The 18,710-nt window shown below is 59.0% G+C and carries 18 protein-coding genes; 6 read left to right on the top strand and 12 right to left on the bottom strand.

Translation table 11 applies throughout. The features are described from left to right. Positions 1 to 6: 6 nt before the first annotated feature. Positions 7 to 582: a TIGR04282 family arsenosugar biosynthesis glycosyltransferase gene (locus ACR0MI_RS12250; protein WP_170817151.1), complete on the bottom strand. Its 576-nt coding sequence runs from the start codon at positions 580 to 582 to the stop codon at positions 7 to 9. Positions 583 to 585: 3 nt separating this feature from the next. After that, entirely contained in the window at positions 586 to 1,725 is a 1,140-nt protein-coding gene (gene dapE / locus ACR0MI_RS12245) for a succinyl-diaminopimelate desuccinylase (RefSeq protein ID WP_170615645.1), read from the bottom strand. Positions 1,726 to 1,933: 208 nt separating this feature from the next. Here dapE and ACR0MI_RS12240 point away from each other — a divergent pair, with 208 nt between their 5' ends. Continuing rightward, complete coding sequence (locus tag ACR0MI_RS12240; protein WP_170615643.1) at positions 1,934 to 2,992, top strand: transporter substrate-binding domain-containing protein; 1,059 nt, start codon at positions 1,934 to 1,936, stop codon at positions 2,990 to 2,992. Here ACR0MI_RS12240 and ACR0MI_RS12235 read toward each other — a convergent pair. From ACR0MI_RS12235 to ACR0MI_RS12195, 9 genes are read right to left on the bottom strand one after another with little or no spacing between them, the layout of a single operon-like run. Then, positions 2,989 to 3,333 carry a hypothetical protein gene (locus ACR0MI_RS12235; RefSeq protein ID WP_170615641.1) on the bottom strand — a complete coding sequence of 115 codons (345 nt, stop codon included), beginning with the start codon at positions 3,331 to 3,333 and terminating at the stop codon, positions 2,989 to 2,991. The genes ACR0MI_RS12240 and ACR0MI_RS12235 overlap by 4 nt on opposite strands. Before the next feature lie 52 nt (positions 3,334 to 3,385). Next, positions 3,386 to 4,228, bottom strand: a complete 843-nt coding sequence (locus tag ACR0MI_RS12230; RefSeq protein ID WP_170615639.1) for a fumarylacetoacetate hydrolase family protein — start codon at positions 4,226 to 4,228, stop codon at positions 3,386 to 3,388. 18 nt (positions 4,229 to 4,246) lie between these two features. Continuing rightward, entirely contained in the window at positions 4,247 to 5,002 is a 756-nt protein-coding gene (locus ACR0MI_RS12225; RefSeq protein ID WP_480854467.1) for an SDR family oxidoreductase, read from the bottom strand. 8 nt (positions 5,003 to 5,010) lie between these two features. Continuing rightward, positions 5,011 to 6,513, bottom strand: coding sequence for an aldehyde dehydrogenase (NADP(+)) (locus ACR0MI_RS12220; protein ID WP_480854465.1), 1,503 nt, complete (start codon positions 6,511 to 6,513; stop codon positions 5,011 to 5,013). A 14-nt stretch (positions 6,514 to 6,527) separates the two neighbouring features. Beyond that, the gene (locus tag ACR0MI_RS12215; protein ID WP_170615633.1) at positions 6,528 to 7,640 is read right to left on the bottom strand and encodes a fumarylacetoacetate hydrolase family protein; all 1,113 of its coding nucleotides are present in this window, start codon (positions 7,638 to 7,640) and stop codon (positions 6,528 to 6,530) included. Position 7,641: 1 nt separating this feature from the next. Further along, entirely contained in the window at positions 7,642 to 8,472 is an 831-nt protein-coding gene (locus tag ACR0MI_RS12210; protein ID WP_170619582.1) for an amidohydrolase family protein, read from the bottom strand. After that, positions 8,469 to 8,897: an RbsD/FucU domain-containing protein gene (locus tag ACR0MI_RS12205; protein WP_170615629.1), complete on the bottom strand. Its 429-nt coding sequence runs from the start codon at positions 8,895 to 8,897 to the stop codon at positions 8,469 to 8,471. Before ACR0MI_RS12205 ends, ACR0MI_RS12210 begins: the two co-directional genes overlap by 4 nt. Next, entirely contained in the window at positions 8,887 to 9,939 is a 1,053-nt protein-coding gene (locus tag ACR0MI_RS12200; RefSeq protein ID WP_170615627.1) for an aldo/keto reductase, read from the bottom strand. The genes ACR0MI_RS12205 and ACR0MI_RS12200 overlap by 11 nt, the downstream gene beginning before the upstream one ends. After that, on the bottom strand, positions 9,936 to 10,673 hold the full coding sequence (locus ACR0MI_RS12195; RefSeq protein ID WP_170615625.1) for a GntR family transcriptional regulator: 738 nt from the start codon (positions 10,671 to 10,673) through the stop codon (positions 9,936 to 9,938). The genes ACR0MI_RS12200 and ACR0MI_RS12195 overlap by 4 nt, the downstream gene beginning before the upstream one ends. Before the next feature lie 83 nt (positions 10,674 to 10,756). On the opposite strand from ACR0MI_RS12195, the gene ACR0MI_RS12190 reads away from it, so the two are divergent. Genes ACR0MI_RS12190 through ACR0MI_RS12175 form a run of 4 tightly spaced genes read left to right on the top strand, consistent with a single transcriptional unit; the run spans position 10,757 to position 15,872 of the window. Next, entirely contained in the window at positions 10,757 to 12,310 is a 1,554-nt protein-coding gene (locus ACR0MI_RS12190; protein WP_170615623.1) for an altronate dehydratase family protein, read from the top strand. A gap of 42 nt (positions 12,311 to 12,352) precedes the next feature. Further along, positions 12,353 to 13,879, top strand: a complete 1,527-nt coding sequence (locus tag ACR0MI_RS12185; RefSeq protein ID WP_170619583.1) for a sugar ABC transporter ATP-binding protein — start codon at positions 12,353 to 12,355, stop codon at positions 13,877 to 13,879. Next, positions 13,876 to 14,883 carry an ABC transporter permease gene (locus ACR0MI_RS12180; protein WP_170615619.1) on the top strand — a complete coding sequence of 336 codons (1,008 nt, stop codon included), beginning with the start codon at positions 13,876 to 13,878 and terminating at the stop codon, positions 14,881 to 14,883. The genes ACR0MI_RS12185 and ACR0MI_RS12180 overlap by 4 nt, the downstream gene beginning before the upstream one ends. A 44-nt stretch (positions 14,884 to 14,927) precedes the next feature. Then, positions 14,928 to 15,872, top strand: a complete 945-nt coding sequence (locus ACR0MI_RS12175; protein WP_170615617.1) for an ABC transporter substrate-binding protein — start codon at positions 14,928 to 14,930, stop codon at positions 15,870 to 15,872. A 295-nt stretch (positions 15,873 to 16,167) separates the two neighbouring features. Here ACR0MI_RS12175 and ACR0MI_RS12170 read toward each other — a convergent pair whose 3' ends face one another. Further along, positions 16,168 to 17,745 (bottom strand): DUF5928 domain-containing protein, encoded by a 1,578-nt coding sequence (locus ACR0MI_RS12170; protein ID WP_170615615.1) that lies wholly within the window; start codon positions 17,743 to 17,745, stop codon positions 16,168 to 16,170. A 143-nt stretch (positions 17,746 to 17,888) separates the two neighbouring features. Here ACR0MI_RS12170 and ACR0MI_RS12165 point away from each other — a divergent pair, with 143 nt between their 5' ends. Further along, positions 17,889 to 18,707: a sulfotransferase family protein gene (locus ACR0MI_RS12165; protein ID WP_170615613.1), complete on the top strand. Its 819-nt coding sequence runs from the start codon at positions 17,889 to 17,891 to the stop codon at positions 18,705 to 18,707. The last annotated feature ends 3 nt before the right edge of the window (positions 18,708 to 18,710 follow it).

Here is an 18,710-nt window from a genome sequence, read left to right as displayed (position 1 = left end):
TGTGGATCAGGTTTGCAGATCTGCGACGGTATCCACGTCGTTCAGATAATCCAGCAGCACGAAGCTGCGATCGGGGATCGAGGCGCGTGTGTCCGCCAGCGCGTGTTCCGTCGACCAGCGCACGTTATTGAACGATCCGGGTGGCAGCGCCGCTACGCCTTGCGCACCAATCAGCCAGTACCCGCCATCTGTCGCAGGTCCAAATACCATTTGCGTCGCCCCCAGGGCGCGAAAGGCGCTTGCGATGTGGTTTCGGGTAATACCCGGTATGTCGGCACCGATCAGGCAGACGGGCCCGTCCGGAGCGCTGCGTAACATCCGGGCCATGCGGACGCCCAGATCGCCTTGCCCTTGCGCGACGCGCGGCAAATCGGCGGGCCAGATCCGGCTGGCCAAACCCTCCCGATCGGGTGAAACGGCCAGCATGATCTGCCACCGAGGATCGCGCAGCCGCCGGATCAGAGCCCTTGCCTGATGCCGAAACCACCACGCTGCACCAACCATGCCGATATCCCGACCCAGTCGCGTCTTGACCCGACCCGGGCGTGGTTCCTTGATCATGATAATCAAAGTGCGTTGCATGGATCAGGCGAAGTAATCCCCGAGAATGCGGGTATAAATCGCCTTGAGCTGTTCGATTTGCGCGACTTCGACGCATTCGTCGACCTGATGCATGGTGCGCCCGACAAGCCCGAATTCGACCACCGGGCAATGGTTCTTGACGAAGCGCGCATCCGATGTGCCGCCGGTTGTGGACAGCTCGGGAGCGATTCCGGTTTCGGCTTCGATCGCGCGCGAAACCAGATCCGACAGGGGGCCCGGCGGCGTCAGAAAGCTTTCGCCGGAGATTTTGATGCGGGTATCGATTGTGACGCCAAACTCTTCGGCAACCCGGTCCGCTTCGGCGTGCAGCCAGTCGCTCAGGCTTTGCCCGGAATGAAGGTCGTTGAAGCGGATGTTCACTGCCCCACGACATTGCGCGGGGATCACGTTCGTGGCCGGATTTCCGGTATCGATTGTGACGACCGCAAGGGTCGACGCATCGAAATGGTCCGAGCCCTGATCCAGCTGGTGGCTGGCCAGCCGGTCCATCAGCCGAGCGATGGCGGGCACCGGGTTCTTCGCGCGATGAGGATAGGCCGAATGGCCTTGTACCCCACTGACAGTGAACCATGCGGTCATCGAGCCGCGCCGCCCGATCTTGATCATATCACCCATGCGGTTCGGGCAGGTGGGTTCGCCAACCAGACAGACCGACATACGTTCGTCCGCAGCGTCCATGTAATCCAGCAATGCGGTTGTGCCGTCCAGCGCATCGGCTTCCTCATCCCCGGTGATGGTCAGGATGATGGCTCCGTCCGGCGGAGTGTCCCGTACAAAATCAATGGCTGCGGCTGCAAACGCAGCGACGCCCGACTTCATGTCCGTGGCGCCCCGGCCATACATGACCCCGTCGCGTATTTCGGCCCCAAAGGGCGGCATGGTCCATGCTGCCTCATCACCTACAGGAACGACGTCGGTATGCCCGTTGAAGCCGAAGCTGCGCGCATGGCCCTTGCTGCCCCAGCGCGCAAACAGATTGCTGATCCCGCCGCGATCCGCCCGGGTGCATTCAAAGCCCGCGTCCGACAGGACTTTCTGCAACAGAACCAGCGCGCCGCCTTCCTCGGGTGTGACCGATGGGCAACGGATCAGGTCTGCCGTCAATTGTACCGGGTCTGTCATCGCGGGCCTCTTGTCTGTATTGCTGGGCAGGTTCGTGCACAGATTCAACGAATTGGCCCGATTGCCAACCCCAGGGCGCAAATTTTCCACCTGTTTTGCCCACGCATGTCTGGTTGAGACGTCCGGAAAACATGGCGCTTTACCCCGCGATCACCTTGCCGCCCGGTCCAAAACTAAGCTAGAGGGCCGCGAAACAGGTATCTTGTCGATGAAACGCCTATTCTTCGCAGTGGTCTGCCTGACTTTCGCCGTTCTTGCACAGCAAAGCCAGGCGCAATCGCTTACGGTCTCGACCGTAACACGCCCCCCGTTTTCCTATGTCGAGGACGGGGACCAGAGCGGTTTTTCCATGGACTTGCTGGAAGCCCTGTCCAGCGCGCTGGGCTGGGAGTATTCGGTCAACCGGCTGGATGCCTTTGGGGACATGCTGAATTCGGTGCAGGACGGGACAGCCGATCTTGCGATCGCCAATATCTCGATCACCGCGTCACGCGAAACGAGTATGGATTTCAGCCAGCCGATTTTCGAATCCGGTTTGCAGATCATGGTTCCGTCCGAAGCAATGCGCCGGCCATCCCTGCTGCAGGCGCTGTTGTCGCGCGAACTGTTCATAGCGATCGGGCTGGCTTTTGCGATCCTGCTGGGCGGCGGGATGCTGATGTGGAGTTTCGAACGACGTGCGCAACCCTATTTTGACCGCAAGCTGAACGAGGCATGGTTCCCGTCTTTCTGGTGGGCGTTGAATCTCGTGGTCAATGGCGGCTTCGAAGAACGCATGCCCCGGACGCCTTTTGGCCGTTTGTTGGGGGTCATTCTGGTTGTTTCTTCGCTGTTCATCGTGTCCGTTTTCACGGCCCGGATTACATCGGTCATGACAGTGGACGCGATCACCGGCAGCGTAAACTCGGTCAACGACCTCTATGGCAAGCAGGTGGGCACGATCTCGGGCTCGACCGCGGCCAACTTTCTGAACCGTCGCGAAATTGAGTTTACCGGCTATCCCGGACTGGAAGAGATGCTGACATCCTTCGAGAAAGAGGAATTGGACGCGGTCGTCTTCGATGCACCGATCCTGTCCTATTACGCTGCGCATGAAGGCCGGAAAATCGCCTCGGTGACAGGCGGAATTTTCCTGCGCGAAACCTATGGTATCGCCTTTCCGACCGGCTCGCCTTTGGTCGAAGAAGTCAACCAGGCGCTGCTGTCCCTGCGTGAAGACGGCACGTATTCGGAAATCTACCGCAAATGGTTCGGGGCGCGGAACTAGGACTGTTCCAGCTCCCCGAAAAACGGCGTCATCTGCGCGACGATGACCGCGTTTTCATCCAGCGCCCGTTGCATCAGAGCACGTTCGTCAGAATCGATGTCATGGCCCTGCGCCTCACGCTCGGCCAGTGTGCCATAGCCGGTAACATCCAGCGGAGCAGTATCGGCCTGTTTCAGAATCGCCACGGTTTCCCGTACCGCTTCCGCCTCGTCCACGCCGCTGGCAAAACACATCAGTGCGGCACCGGTCGCGCCCTCGGGCAGACCGTCACCTTCTTTCCGTCCGATCTGAACCAGCAGCGTATAGACCTGCTGGCGAGAGGGTTTCTTTTGCTTGTCCATATCCGGGCCTTAGCGCCGCACCCGGACATGGTCAAGTTCACGGTTGCCCGGATCAGCCAGCAACGACGTTCTGTTTCTGCACGCCCAGACCTTCGATACCCAGTTCGATTTTGTCACCGGGCTTCAGATAGGTCTGCGGTGTCTGACCCATCCCGACACCCGGCGGTGTTCCGGTGGCGATCACATCGCCCGGCTGCAGGGACATGAACTGGGAAAGGTACGAAACTACTGTCGCAACGGCGAAATGCATCGTCCGGGTCGATCCGTCCTGATAACGATGCCCGTTCACCTCAAGAAACATTGCCATGTTTTGCGGGTCCGAAACCTCGTCCCGCGTCACCAGCCACGGGCCAATCGGACCAAACGTATCCGCCGACTTGCCCTTGACCCACTGGCCCGAGCGATGCAGTTGGAAATCGCGTTCAGACAGGTCGTTGATCACGCAATAGCCCGCCACATGGTCTAACGCTTCGGCTTCTGACACGTATTTTGCGGCTTTGCCGATAACCACGCCCAGTTCGACCTCCCAATCGGTTTTGACCGATCCGCGCGGGATTTCCACGGTGTCATTCGGCCCCATGATGGCCGAGGTTGCCTTGAAAAAGACGACTGGCTCCTGCGGCAGTTCCATACCGCTTTCGTCAGCATGGTCGGCATAGTTCAGGCCAATGCAGATAAACTTTCCGACCTGCCCGACACATGCACCGATCCGGGTATTCGCATCGGCTTGCGGCAATTGAGCGGGGTCCAGCGCGCGGAGTTTTTGCAGGCTCTCATCGCCCAGCGTTTCGCCGGCAATGTCATCCACAACCCCCGACAGGTCCCGAATTACTCCGGTATCATCCAGAAGGCCCGGTTTTTCCTGACCGACAGGCCCAAAGCGCAGAAGTTTCATCCTGTTTCCCTCATTCGTTCAGATCGTCCAGCCGCCATCGATGGCAAAGGGCTGTCCGGTGGTGTATTTGCTGGCGTCGCTGGCCAGGTAGAGTGCGAGTTCCGCGATCTCTTCGGCGGTTCCGATGCGCCCCATGGGCTGGCGCGCGATGAAATCCGTCATCGCCTTCTGATAGTCGCCGGTTTCGCTCAGCCGGTCATGCAGAGAGGGGCTGTCCACAGTCCCCGGACAGATCGCGTTGCAGCGAACCCCTTGCGTGACGAAATCCGCCGCGACCGATTTGGTCAGACCAATGACGGCCGCTTTCGAGGCGCAATAGGCAAAGCGGTTCGGCACGCCCTTGATCGACGAGGCAACCGACGACATGTTGATGATCGAGCCGCCGCCGTTTTCCAGCATGTTCGGCAAGATCAGCCGGGTCAGCCGATACATGGCCTTGACGTTCAGGTCGAAACTGAAATCCCAGTCGCGGTCCTCGCATTCCAGAATGGACCCGTTTGCAACATAGCCCGCGCAATTGAACAGCACGCCCAGTGCCGGCAAGTCCGCGACAGCGGCCTGCACAGCATTGGCATCCGTCACATCCAGTTGCAGCGTGGTCACGCCCGCTGTTCCATCAAGCGAGGCCAACGCGTCAGAGTTGATGTCGCATGCAATGACCTGCGCCCCTTCGGCGGCAAAAAGTTCGACTGACGCTCGGCCGATGCCTTGGCCTGCCGCTGTGACCAGGGCGGTTTTCCCGGCCAGTCGCGCTGGTGTTCCTTCGTTCGGCATACCGGACCTCATCCCTGTTCCGGCAGCAATTCGGCCGGGATATTCTGATAGCAAACGGGACGCAGGAAGCGCCGGATCGAAAGAGTTCCCACAGAAGTTGCACCGAAGTTGGTCGAGGCCGGGTAGGGCCCGCCATGCACCATCGCGTCGCAAACTTCGACCCCGGTGGGGAACCCGTTGGCCAGAATGCGCCCGGCTTTTCGCTCCAGCAGAGGCAGGAGCGAACCGGCATCCTGCGCGTCGCCCGCATCCATGTGAACGGTGCAGGTCAACTGGCCTTCGATCGTACGGGCGATATCGCGCATTTCGCTGATATCCTGAACGCGCACGATGATGCCGAGCGGGCCAAACACCTCTTCCTGCAATCGATGGTCCGATTGCCAGTCTTTGCCGGAAACACTGAACAGCCAGGGTCTGGCCGAGCGTGTCTCACAGCTTTTGCCCAGGATCCGGGTAACACCGTTGCAGGCCGCCACGCGATCTGACCCTTGCCGGTATGCGTTCGCGATTCCGTCGGTCAGCATAGTTTGGGCAGCAACCTCCTGCAGCGCAGCTGCTGTGGCCGCTTCCAGTGCGTCGGCATCCGGGCCATCGATCACCACGGCGATGCCGGGATTTGTGCAAAACTGACCTGCACCCATGGTGAGCGAACCGGCCCAGCCCACACCGATCTCCGCGGCGCGGGCAGCTGCCGCCTGAGGCAGGATAAACATCGGGTTGACCGACCCGAGTTCACCGAAGAACGGAATAGGCTCGTCCCGTTGCGCGCACAGATCGAACAGCGCCCGCCCCCCGGCCAGGCTGCCGGTGAAGCCAACTGCGCGGATCAATGGGTGCCGAACCAGCCGTTCACCGACTTCACGTGTGTCACCCTGAACCAGCGAGAAGACACCCGGGTGGACCCCGCAAACCTTGATGGCGGCGTCGATGGCCTGTGCGACGATCTCGCCAGTGCCGGGATGTGCCGGGTGCCCCTTGACGACAACCGGGCATCCGGCGGCCAGCGCCGCGGCGGTGTCACCGCCCGCAACCGAAAACGCCAGCGGGAAATTGGAGGCGCCGAATACGGCAACCGGACCCAGAGGGCGCTGTATCATCCGCAGGTCCGGGCGCGGCAGGGGCGCGCGGTCGGGCATAGCAGGGTCATGGCGCGTGTCCAGATAATCACCCTGAAGGATGTAATCTGCGAACAGGCGCAACTGTCCCACTGTCCGCCCGCGCTCTCCTTGCAGGCGGGCTGCGGGCAGGCCGGTTTCCTGGCTGCCAATTTCGGTGATTGCATCCCCCCGGGCATCGATTTCGTCGGCGACCCGGCGTAACAGCTCTGCCCGTTCGGCGCGCGAGGACCAGCCGTAGGTTGCAAACGCCTCTTCGGCGGGGTCGACGGCGGCGTCGACGTGAGATGCCGTTCCTGCCGCAAAGTCATGGGCGGGGCCTTCTGTCGGCTGCGAAGCAAAGACAGTGTCCGCGCCAATCCATTCGCCAGCGATCAGGTGTTTTCCGGTGAGCATATTGTGGTTCTTTCTTACAGCAGGCCGCGCCGGGCCAGGTTTCGCATCAGATGGGACGCCCCGAAACGCCATTCGGGGCACTCAGTCGCCAGACGCACTGTGTTGGTCAGTGTGCCCAGCTTTTCACTGGCGATGGTTACAACGTCTCCCAGCTTGTGTGTAAACCCTCCTCCGGGTGTTTCCCGATCCTGCGTCGGGGCGAACAGGGTCCCGAGGAACAGCATCAGGCCGTCCGGATACTGGTGATGCCGCCCGATCGTCTGGCAAACAAGATCTGCAGGATCGCGGCTGATCTGGGACATGGAGGAGCTTCCGTTCAGGTTGAAACCGTCCGGACCGTTTACAGTCAGTGTCAGTTCGGCCTGTCGTACATCGTCCAGCGAATAGTGGTCATCGAACAGCCGGATCAGCGGACCGATCGCGCAGGACGCATTGTTGTCCTTGGCCTTGCTCAGCAACAAGGCCGAGCGCCCCTCGATGTCGCGCAGATTGACGTCATTGCCCAATGTCGCACCCATGATCACGCCTTGCGAATTCACGGCAAGCACGATTTCGGGTTCTGGGTTGTTCCATTCCGAAACCGGGTGCAGGCCAATCTCGGCCCCGTACCCAACCGACGACAGGACCTGTGCCTTGGAAAATACCTCGGCGTCGGGTCCGATGCCCACCTCAAGGTACTGGCTCCACAAACCTTCTTCGATCAGGGCTTGTTTTGCCTTTGCAGCTGCGTCCGATCCGGGGACGATATCGCCTAGTTTCTTGCCGATGCGGGCACCGATCCGGTTGCGAATGCTGTCGGCCCGGGCCGGGTCGCCACCGGCCTTTTCTTCGATCACGCGTTCGACCATTGAGCCGGCAAAGGTGACGCCGCAGGCTTTGACGGCCTGCAGATCACAAGGGGCAAGCCAGGCAAAGGCATCGCGGACAGGGTCCAGCACCTCACCTTCGGCAGCGCGGACATATTCCACGGCATCTTCGCGTTCGAGGATGTCCCGGACCGTAGGCGCGGTTCTTGATGTGATGTCCATCAGGCTTTCACCGCGCAAGGTGACAACGCACGGGCCAATGCCGGCCCGTTCGATACGACCCAGCCACACTCCGTCGCGGTCAAATTCAGACAGGTTCATTTCAATCCCTCAGGCTGTAGGCGCGCAGCGCATTGCCGCCCAGAATTGCCGAGCGTTCTTCAGGGGTCAGACCCGAAAGCAGTATGTCGGTAACCTCGACCCAACGTTCATAGCTGCTGGCAAGAGTGCAAACCGGCCAGTCGCTGCCCCAGATCAGGCGTTCGGGTCCGAACACGTTCAGCAGATGATCCACGACAGGGCGCAGGTCGCCGATGTCCCAGCCGGGCTGCGCTTCGGTCACAAGTCCGGACAGCTTGCAAAACGCATGGCTGTTGCTGGCGATTGCGGCAATGTCATCGGCCCAGTCAGACAGCCGATCGTCCCGGATCGCCGGTTTTGATGCGTGATCCACGATAACCCGCATCTGCGGGTATCTGGCCAGCAAACTGTGCAACGGCCCAAGATGCTTGGGCAAGGTCAGCGCATCAAAGGTCAGTTCGTGAGCGATGAGCGCCGCAAAGGCCGGGTGCAGAGATTCTCGCAGCATCCATTCAGGATCCTCGATATCCTGAATCATCGGGCGCAGACCGACGAGGAGTGGGTTTTCTGCCAGCGCTGCGATCTGCTGCGGGGCGTCTGGTGCTTCGAAATCAACCCAGCCCACGACGCCTTTGACAAAGGAAGTTTTGTTCGCCAACGACAACATGAACTCAGTTTCGGCAACGGTCGGGGCAGCCTGAACCAGAACAGTGCCATCAATTCCGGCACGTTCAATCAGGGGCAGCAGATCGGCGGGCAGAAAATCCCTGTAGATAGGCCCCATCTCGGCTGTCAGCCAGCCGTAATCACCCCGATCCAGAGACCAGAAATGCTGATGAGCATCAATTCTCATGCAATCACGCCCTTTTTCAGGATGATATTGCCGTAAAGCCTGCGCTCGCCGGTCTGGACGATGACGAAAGCTTGGGATGCGCGTTCATAGAATGCAAAGCGCTCAAGGCTTTGTATTTCGACGGGGTTGTCGGCTGTCTGTTGAATGATGGATTGAAAGTCGGCCACCGCCTCGGGGACCGCCTCGGGGTCTCCCACCACCTGCATGGTCAGGGCGGGGTCGGGAACAAAATTATCCAGCGGCATGACCGAGAGAACGGCCCGAAGAATATCACTGGCCGAGGATCCATCCGCCCTCAGGCATTCGGGGCCTACGCTGGAGCCGGGAAAATTGGCGTCAGCGATAACGATGTCATCCCCGTGACCCATGGATCGCAAGGCATGTAGTAGGTCAGGGGAAAGCAGTGGATTGATGTTACGCAGCATGGGCCGTCTCCGATGGCAGGGGGGCATCCGCGCGGATCAGGCCTTCGGATTTCAGATCCGACCACAGCGAAGCGGGAATATTGCGCTCCAGCAAGGCGACATTCGCATTCACCTCGGCCGCACTGACCGCCCCGGGTACAACAGTTTTGACACATGGATGCCCAAGAACGAACTGCAGGGCGGCCGCAATCAACGGGGTGCCGTGAGCGTCACACACGGCCTCGATTTTGCGCACTTTGTCCATGATGTCCGGTGGCGCATCCACGTAATTGTACTTTGCTCCGGGAACCGCGCCGGTCGCCAGAATGCCCGAGTTGTAGGGGCCGCCCAGAATGATGCCGACATCGCGCTTTTCGCAGAGCGGCAGAAAGCTGTCCAACGCCTCCTGTTCCAGCAGCGTGTATCGTCCAGCCAGAAGGAAGCCGTCGAAATCCCCCAGACCCAGCAATTTCTCGCACACCTGCCATTCATTGACCCCGGCGCCGATCGCGGCGATTTCGCCCGCCTCACGCAATTCAGTCAGTGCTCGGTAGCCGCCGCCGTCAAAAAGCTCTCGGACCTTCGCGTCGGATGCTTCCTGACTGCCCTGGCTGAACACGCAAACATCATGCACCAGAAGAATGTCGGCATTGGCGACACCGATCCGTTCGCGACTGGCTTCGTAGGATCGCATGACACCGTCATAGGTGTAGTCGAATACGATGCGTTTCCTGGGAACATCCACGAAAGCTTCGGGTGTGACCTCGTGCGGTTCGCAGTCCACAAGAAGGCGCCCGATCTTTGTGGAAAGCTGAATGTTGTCACGTCCAAAGACGGGGATGGCCTCTCCGAAACGCTGTTCAGACCGGCCCAGCCCGTATTGCGGGGCGGTGTCAAAGAAACGGATCCCGGCATCGAAGGCCGCATGCAGCGCGGCCTGTGCGTCGGCATCGGACACCTTGCGATAGAGGTTTCCCAATGGCGCGCCCCCGAAACCCATGCGAGTCAAAGGAACAGGGCGTGAAGTTCGGTTGTTGAGGAGTTCGGTCTGAGAAACGGTCATCCTGCCTCTCGTTCTGGGTGGGAGCTGATGTTGAACAGGTGCGGCTTTTCGCGTTCCAAAACCTCGATGCGCGGCATCAGCTGTCCCAGGTGATGGCGCATCGCCTCCTGTGCGGCTTGTTCGTTGCGGTCCTGGACCGCGTCGAATATCGCGCGGTGTTCCTGCAGCGTTTCCGCAACGCGGCCCGGGGTAGGCAACAGCAGCATGCGTGCACGGCTGACCTGCAGTGAAACCGTTTGCGCCACGTCCGGTAGCCGGACAAAGCCGGTAAAGGCCATCAGCAGGGCGTGAAATTCCTCGTCGGCCTGATAGAACCCGGGGATGTCCTCATCCTCGATCAGCAGTTCCTGCAGCCGCATGTTGCGACTCAGGCGCTTGCGCTGGTCTTCGGTAAAATCACGAGCGACCTTGGCGACGGTAGCCAGTTCAAGGGCTTCGCGCAGAAAGACGCCCTCGCGGATTTCCGACATCGAGAAATAGGACACCCGCGTTCCCGATTGCGGAACCACATCCACCAGCCCTTCGGCCGCCAGCCGGGCAATCGCCTCGGCCACGGGCGCACGCGAGACACCAAGCCGCTCACAGATAGGCGCCTTTTTCAGATTTGCGCCCGGCAGGAAATCCAAGGACAGGATAGCCTGCTTGATCGCAAGATAAACACGGTGTGCCAGCGAGCCTTCTGTCACGGCAATTTCAGGCAGCAAGGTTGCGTCGATGTCTTGAGGTCGGTTCATGATTTTCGATCTAGCATACTAACATGTTAGTTGACAAGTGTGGGTTCGCTCATTAGCAATTTGTGCAGGCAAGTGGGAAAACAATGCAAGCACAGCAGAAAAACAAGGGCCTTCAGGGCAAGACGCAGGACACCGTCAGGCTGAACCCGGATGACAATGTGGTCATTGCGCTGCGGGATCTTTCGGCTGGCGACTGCCCGACAGGAGTGCCTGCGCCTTTGCCGGGTTCAATCGGGCGCGGTCACAAGATTGCCGTGGTGCATATCCCCGCAGGAGCGAATGTCATCCGGTATGGCCAGATCATCGGGCAGGCCAAGTCAGATATTGCGCCGGGCGCGCATGTCCATGTCCACAACCTTGGGATGGGAGAGCATCAGCAGGACTATGCGCATGCGTCTGCCTGCGTGCCATTGCCAGAAATACATCGCACCCGGACCTTTCAGGGGTTTCACCGGGCGGACGGTAAAGTGGGCACGCGTAATTACATCGGCATTTTGACCACCGTAAACTGTTCCGGCTCGGTCGCGCGTTTCATTTCCGAGGCGGCCGAGAAATCGGGCCTTCTGGATGCTTACCCCAACGTCGACGGCATTGTGCCGATTGTTCATGGCACCGGTTGCGGAATGTCCGGCAAGAACGAAGGCTATGCCGCCCTGTTCCGCACATTGGCAGGCTATGCGCAGCACCCGAATTTTGGTGGCATTCTTCTGATCGGTCTGGGCTGCGAAGTCATGCAGGTGTCCGATCTTGTCGGGGGGCGTCCGATCCGGCCCGATGGCGCGCTCCGCTACATGACGATCCAGAACGAAGGCGGCACGCGCCGAACCATCGAGCGGGGCCTGGAAGAGCTGCGCGGAATTGCCGAACTGGCCAATCAGGCGACCCGGCAACCCGCGCCCGTCAGTGCAATCACCGTCGGAATGCAATGCGGCGGTTCAGACGGGTATTCCGGCATCACGGCAAACCCGGCGCTTGGCTACGCCTCGGACCTGCTGGTTCGGCACGGTGGCACGACCATTCTGTCGGAGACGTCCGAAATCTACGGTGCGGAACATCTTTTGACCCGTCGTGCCGAAACCGTCGAAGTTGGAGAAAAGCTGATCGCCCGCATCCGCTGGTGGGAGGACTACACCGAACGAAACGGCGGCGAGATGGACAACAACCCCAGCCCCGGCAACAAGCGCGGCGGGCTGACGACGATTCTGGAAAAATCGCTGGGTGCGGTCGCCAAGGGCGGTACGGCGCCTCTGCGCGATGTGTACGAGTTTGGCCAGATCGTCGACAAACACGGGTTTGTTTTCATGGACAGTCCGGGGTTTGATCCCTGCTCGGTCACAGGTCAGGTGGCGTCAGGGTCGAACCTGATTGTGTTCACCACCGGGCGCGGCTCGGTTTCCGGCTATCAGCCGACACCCTGCATCAAGCTGGCCACCAATTCCGAAATGTATGCCCGCATGTCCGACGACATGGACCTGAACTGCGGCGACATCGTCACCGAGGGCGTCAGCATCGAAGCCAAGGGCGAGGAACTGTTCGAGATTCTGATCCGCGTCGCATCGGGCGAACAGACGAAAAGCGAGCAGCTTGGCTTCGGAGGGGTCGAGTTTGTTCCGTGGCAGATCGGAGCGGTGATGTGAACCGGATGCGACACGGGGACTGAGGGACAAATGGGAGGAGAAATGACGAAACTGGTCGAAATGACGGGGATTGAAAAACACTTCCCCGGCGTGCACGCGCTGAAATCCGTGCAGTTCGATCTGGTGCCCGGCGAGGTTCACGCGCTGATGGGAGAGAACGGCGCCGGGAAAAGCACGCTGATGAAAATCCTTTCAGGCATTTATCAGCGCGATGGTGGGTTATTGTCGGTCGAAGGCCGGGTCGTCAGTCCGCAATCCCCGCGTCAGGCGCAGGATCTGGGGATCGGCATTATTCATCAGGAGCTGAGCCTGATGAACGACCTGACTGTGGCGCAGAACATCTTTATCGGCCGCGAGCCGCGCAAAAGCTTTGGTCGACTGGACGATGCGGCGCTGAATGCACAGACAGCCGACATCTTTGCTTCGATGAACCTGGGGCTCGACCCAAGGGCGCTGGTCGGCGGCCTGACCATCGCCAAGCAACAGATGGTCGAGATTGCCAAGGCTCTGTCCTACCGCTCGAAAGTGCTGATCATGGATGAACCAACGGCGGCGTTGAACGATGCAGAGATTGCCGAACTCTTTGTAATCATTCGGCGCCTCAAGGCCGAAGGCGTGGGCATCGTCTATATCAGCCACAAAATGGACGAACTGAAACAGATCGCCGACAGGGTAACGGTGATGCGTGACGGCGAATATGTCGGTACGGTCGGTGCTGCCGAAACCCCGATCAGCCAGATCATCGCGATGATGGTGGGTCGCGAGGTCAAGGAAGAACCGCTGGAAGTACCCGATCTGGCCGGGGCCGAAGTTTCGCTTGAGATCAGCAACCTGTCACGGGGCGTTGAAATTCAGGGTGTCAGCTTCTCGGTCCAGAAGGGTGAGATACTGGGATTTGCGGGTCTGATGGGGGCGGGCCGGACCGAGGTGGCGCGAGCCATATTTGGAGCGGACCCGAAAGACAGTGGTGAAATCCGGGTGCACGGACAATCCGTCTCGATCAGATCCCCCAGGGATGCGGTGCGGGCCGGGATCGGATACCTTTCCGAGGATCGCAAGCACTTCGGCCTCGCTACCGGCATGAACGTACGGGACAATATCGCGCTGGCTTCGATGGATCTTTTCACCGGGACAGGCGGCGTTCTGAACGACAGTGAAATCGGCACCGCCGCCAAAAGCTACATCAATCAACTGGGCATCCGGACGCCATCCGACGTTCAGGAAGTGCGGCTGTTGTCAGGGGGCAACCAGCAAAAGGTTGTCATTGCCAAATGGTTGCTGCGGGATTGCGATATTCTGATCTTTGACGAGCCGACGCGCGGCATCGATGTCGGCGCAAAATCGGAAATCTACAAGCTGCTGGAAGAGCTGGCAGAACAAGGCAAAACCATCATCGTGATCTCATCCGAACTGCCCGAGATCATGCGGCTGAGCCATCGCATCGCCGTGATGTGCGAGGGCCGGCTGACCGGCATCCTGCCCGGCGGAAAAGACACCACTCAGGAAGACATCATGCATCTGGCCACCCAACGCAAGGCGGCGATGCAGGTTACAGGGACAGTGCAATGACCACAGCAACGGATCTCGACAAGAAAAAGCCACTTGCGGGCCTGTCAGAAAGCGGCGCGTACCAGAAGCTGCTGGCCTTCGCCAGTCTGATCGCCCTGCTGATCGGCTTCTCGATCGCATCGCCCAACTTCATGCAGACCTCGAACATGATTGCCATTCTGCAGGCAACGTCGGTCAACGGAGTGTTGGCGGTGGCAGCGACATTGGTGATCATTACCGGCGGTATTGACCTGTCGGTGGGCACGCTGATGACGTTTTGCGCAGTCATCGCGGGTGTGGTTTTGACTTATCTGGGCATGCCATTGCTGCTGGGTGTGGCTGCGGCCATCGCGGCCGGTGCGTTTTGCGGGCTGTGCTCGGGCACATTCGTGGCGAAGATGAAAATCCCGCCCTTCATCGCCACGCTGGGTATGATGCTGATCCTGAAGGGTCTGTCACTGGTGATTTCCGGCACGCGGCCGATCTATTTCAATGACACACCTGGTTTCGACCAGATCTCGCGCGGGTCGCTGATCGGTGAGGTCATTCCGGCGCTGCCGATCCCCAACGGCGTTCTGATCCTGTTTCTCGTGGCCATCGCCGCCTCGTACATCTTGGGGCGCACCGTTCTGGGCCGTTATACTTTTGCGCTGGGCTCGAACGAAGAGGCAGTGCGCCTGTCCGGTGTAAACACCGACATGTGGAAAATGCGCATCTATGCGCTGGCCGGTGCGATCTGCGGCATTGCGGGAATCCTGATCGCCTCGCGGCTGAATTCGGCGCAACCGGCATTGGGTCTTGGGTACGAGCTGGAGGCGATTGCAGCCGTGGTGATCGGCGGCACATCCCTGTCCGGCGGGCGCGGCACCATCCTGGGCACGCTGATCGGCGCACTGATCATGGCGGTTCTGACCAATGGTCTGCGGGTGCTGTCGGTCGCGCAGGAATGGCAGACCGTCGTGACCGGAGCAATCATCATCCTTGCCGTCTATGCCGACATGGCCCGGCGCAAGAAAACCGGCTGATCATTTCAGAAACGAAAAAAAACGACCAACTGGAGGAGAAAATCATGTTTACACGTCGTTTCATTCTGGGGGCGCTCAGTGCTGCCAGCCTTTCCGTTCCGGCCTCGATGGCCGTGGCCGAGGACGTCTATATCCCGCTGGTGTCCAAAGGGTTCCAGCACCAGTTCTGGCAGGCCGTGAAGGCCGGTGCCGAGCAGGCGGCGAACGAATACAATGTCACCATCACGTTCGAAGGGCCTGACAACGAAACCATGGTGGATCGCCAGATCGATATGCTGGCCGCTGCGCTGGCCAACAACCCCAAGGCCATCGGCTTTGCCGCTCTGGACAGCCAGGCGGCGATCCCGCTGCTGAAACAAGCCAATGACAAGGGCATTCCGATCATCGCATTTGACAGCGGGGTAGACAGTGACATTCCGGTGTCCACTGCGACCACAGACAATCTGGCTGCTGCGGGTCTGGCCGCTGACAAGATGGCTGAAATGCTGGGTGGCAAAGGAAAGGTTGCCGTCGTGGCTCATGACCAGACCAGCCGCACGGGCATCGACCGTCGCGATGGGTTCGTCAATCGCATTGCCGAGAAGTATCCCGATATCGAGGTCGTAACCGTTCAGTACGGACAGGGCGACCATCTGAAATCCACCGAGGTGACAAAGGCGATCCTGACAGCCAATCCAGATCTGAACGGCATTTTCGGAACCAACGAAGGATCGGCGATTGGCGTTGTGAACGGTGTGCAGGAACTGGGCACCGAAGGTCTGGTCATTATTGGCTATGACAGCGGCAAGGCCCAGAAGGACGCGATCAAGAGCGGCCTGATGGCAGGGGCCATTACCCAGAACCCCGTCGGTATCGGATACGAAACGGTAAAGGCGGCGGTGGCCGCGTCCAAGGGTGAAAGTGTACCAGCCCTGATTGATACCGGGTTCTACTACTATGACGCGTCCAATATGGAAGATCCGGCAATCGCCGCCGTATTGTACGACTAAGTCTAAACGCCCCAAAAAAAGCCCGTCGTTCGGTGGGCTTTTTACTTCGATGGCAACACACCGAATAGACACAAAGGCTCAGAAGGATCTGCGCATCGAGTGATCCCAGCGCGGTGCGTTTCAATACTGAGTTTGATGTGGATTGTTTCGGCTACGTGCTATCGGGGTCGGCAGGTCTCCGGCGAAAATGTTGGCTGACATTTTCTGCAACAAAAGGAAACCGGGCGTGGGTGCGATTGATTGCCTGAAGACCTGTCTCGACGCCATCCGGATACGGTCGCCAAGCTGCCGTGGCTCAGTCCAGAAACAGATAGTCCAACTGCATGACCGACCGCGCTTTTTCTAGCGAAATCCTCAGAAACGCGGCGATCGCCGCTTCGTTTTCTTCACGTTCGGCGGATTCGCGAAGGCGAAAATGGCCCTCAAGCCCTGCACCGCGGATCAGTTCGGATTCGTAAGCCAATGAGTTTCTGAGCGCGGGCAACAGGTGGGCGACCCGCTGCGTCGGCGTGTTTTCCCCGGCCAGTCCGACACGGCGGGCGTGGCCGATCAGGTACTCATCCGAGTAATCGCATTCGATCTCCAGAACACGCGTCCGGGCCTGATCCGCACAAAAATCCTGAATGATCTCAAGGTTTGCAGGGTCCACGCAAAGGACCAGCCTGTCAGTTTCAAAACATTCGAAAAGCATGCGCACCACGGCGCGCCGATGACGTCCACGTTTGACCAGGGTGGTTTCAATACCTCCCAGGTCCGGCAAAGGCGAATCCTGTTCGTTGAACAGGTATTCAACGCAGGGAATGTCTGTTTCCGACATGATCTGATCGACCAGCCGCTTGGCGACGTGCCACTTCTTGCAGGCGATCAGGTAGATTTCGCGTCCGGGGTCCAGCGTGTTTCCAGCTTCCCAAAAACGCGGGGCATAACGCCGGCCAACGCGCCCGCGCCCGGCCAGAAAGTCATAGAGGCTGCGCCCTTCATTCGAAATCTGGAAGTCAATGCCGTCGCTGGCATAGAGCCTGCCCAGTCTTTCCTTGAGCTCAAGCGCTTCGGGGCTGATCTTGCGGGCGAACAGATAATCCTGACCTAGCAGCATGTCATAATGGTCGTTATAGAACGTCACCGGCATGCCGTAATCCGAGAACATCAGAAAAGTCAGCGTCCGGTTCTCGATTTCCTGTCTTGGGATCAGATGGCGGACAAGCGTTTGAAAAAAGGTCTCGTCCGGAATCCAGGTTGTCGCGAAGAACCGGACGACATCGCGTCGCTGGCGCAGGAAATCCAGGATCTTTTCCACGGTCTGGCGTCGCAGACACCACCATTGGCTGCCGATCATAACCTGCAGGTCTTGCGGTATTTCACGGGTCAGGCCCATACGTTTTTGTATTTCGTATGACGCATAGAACCGCCCGCTTTGCGTACGTTCATTGAAATAGTGTCGATAGATCAGCCGGTCCTCCTTCATGCCGGTCTTGATCCAGTTGCTTTCGAAAAAGTCGTGGCTTTCGATGAAATCCAAATCGTTGCGGTCCAGGAAATCGTGAACGTATTCGGCTGTCTTGATCGCCATGCAGTCGCCTGACAGCATGTAGAAATGCGTTGCGCGCGGAAAACTTTCGACCGCTGCCGAAAGCGCGTGGAGCGTTGCCTGAACCAGCGACCAGGCACCCCAGCCGCATTTGATCCGTTTGACCGCGAATGCGACGTTCGGGTTGTCCTTCAGGGCCGTTTGTATTCTGGCGTAATCTTCAGCCTTTGCACGCGCATCGAAATGGATCGCCATGCAGTCACCGGCCGCAGTCAGTTGCCGGGCCTGCGCGATGATCGCGTCGGGGTCTTTGTGGCACAGCAAAATATAGGCAATCTTTGCCATCTGAGTTACGCGATTTCCGTTTCTGCCTGTTCGCAACCGTGATACTGAGGATGAGCGATTGAATAAACAGAATTTTTTTGCTTCTTTGGGGTCCAAAGCCGACGCGTCAATCTGAGACCCGATCGGATAAGGAGGCACAGCAGATGGGTTTTCCCGGCACCTGGATGACCGAAAGCGAAAGCATGGTTTACCGTGTTGTGCCCAAATGTGCCTGCTCGACCATCGGACAGATCATGTATTATTCCGATCATGGCAGGTTCTTTGATGGCGACATACATGATGCCAAAGATGGCATGCATAAATGGGCTTTTGGCCCGAGTCAGGACCCGATTTCAAGCAATGTCCGTTCGCATGCGTCTTATTCCTTTACCTGCGTGCGCAACCCGTACACCCGCGTTCTGAGCTCGTTTTTCGACAAGATCTGCGGCATTCAGCGCAATGGGAAACGGTATCGCGGCAACCTTGTGCCGACGCTGGTTTACAATTACGGCATCGAGGTCGGCGGCGACGACGGCAAGGGAGAGTTCGACCAGATCGCCAGCTTTCGCCGGTTCCTGCTTTTTGCGCGTGATACGATTCGCTGGCGGCGCCCGATGGATCCGGACATTCACTGGTCGGCGATGTCCGGGCATGTCTCGACCTTCATCGTGAATGGCGGGCGGTATGACCGGATTTTCTGGACCGAACGTTTCAACGACGGGATGCAGGATGTTCTGGATCACATCCAGACCCCTCACGCCATAGCATTGTCGGATATTCCGCGGTTCAACGAATCCGAAGGACACGGGCCCAAGCGCGCGCATCCGGTCGAGGCTTATTTCGACGACCTGTCGATGCATCTAGTTTATGAGATCTACAAACAGGATTTCGATCTATTCAAATACGATTTCGAAAACCCGGCAAACAAGATGCCGATCGGTGAAATCGATCTGGACGAGGTTCACGCCAAACTTGGTGATTGACAA

The organism is Ruegeria sp. D4, assembly GCF_056534475.1.
This window is presented reverse-complemented; position numbering and strand designations above follow the sequence as displayed.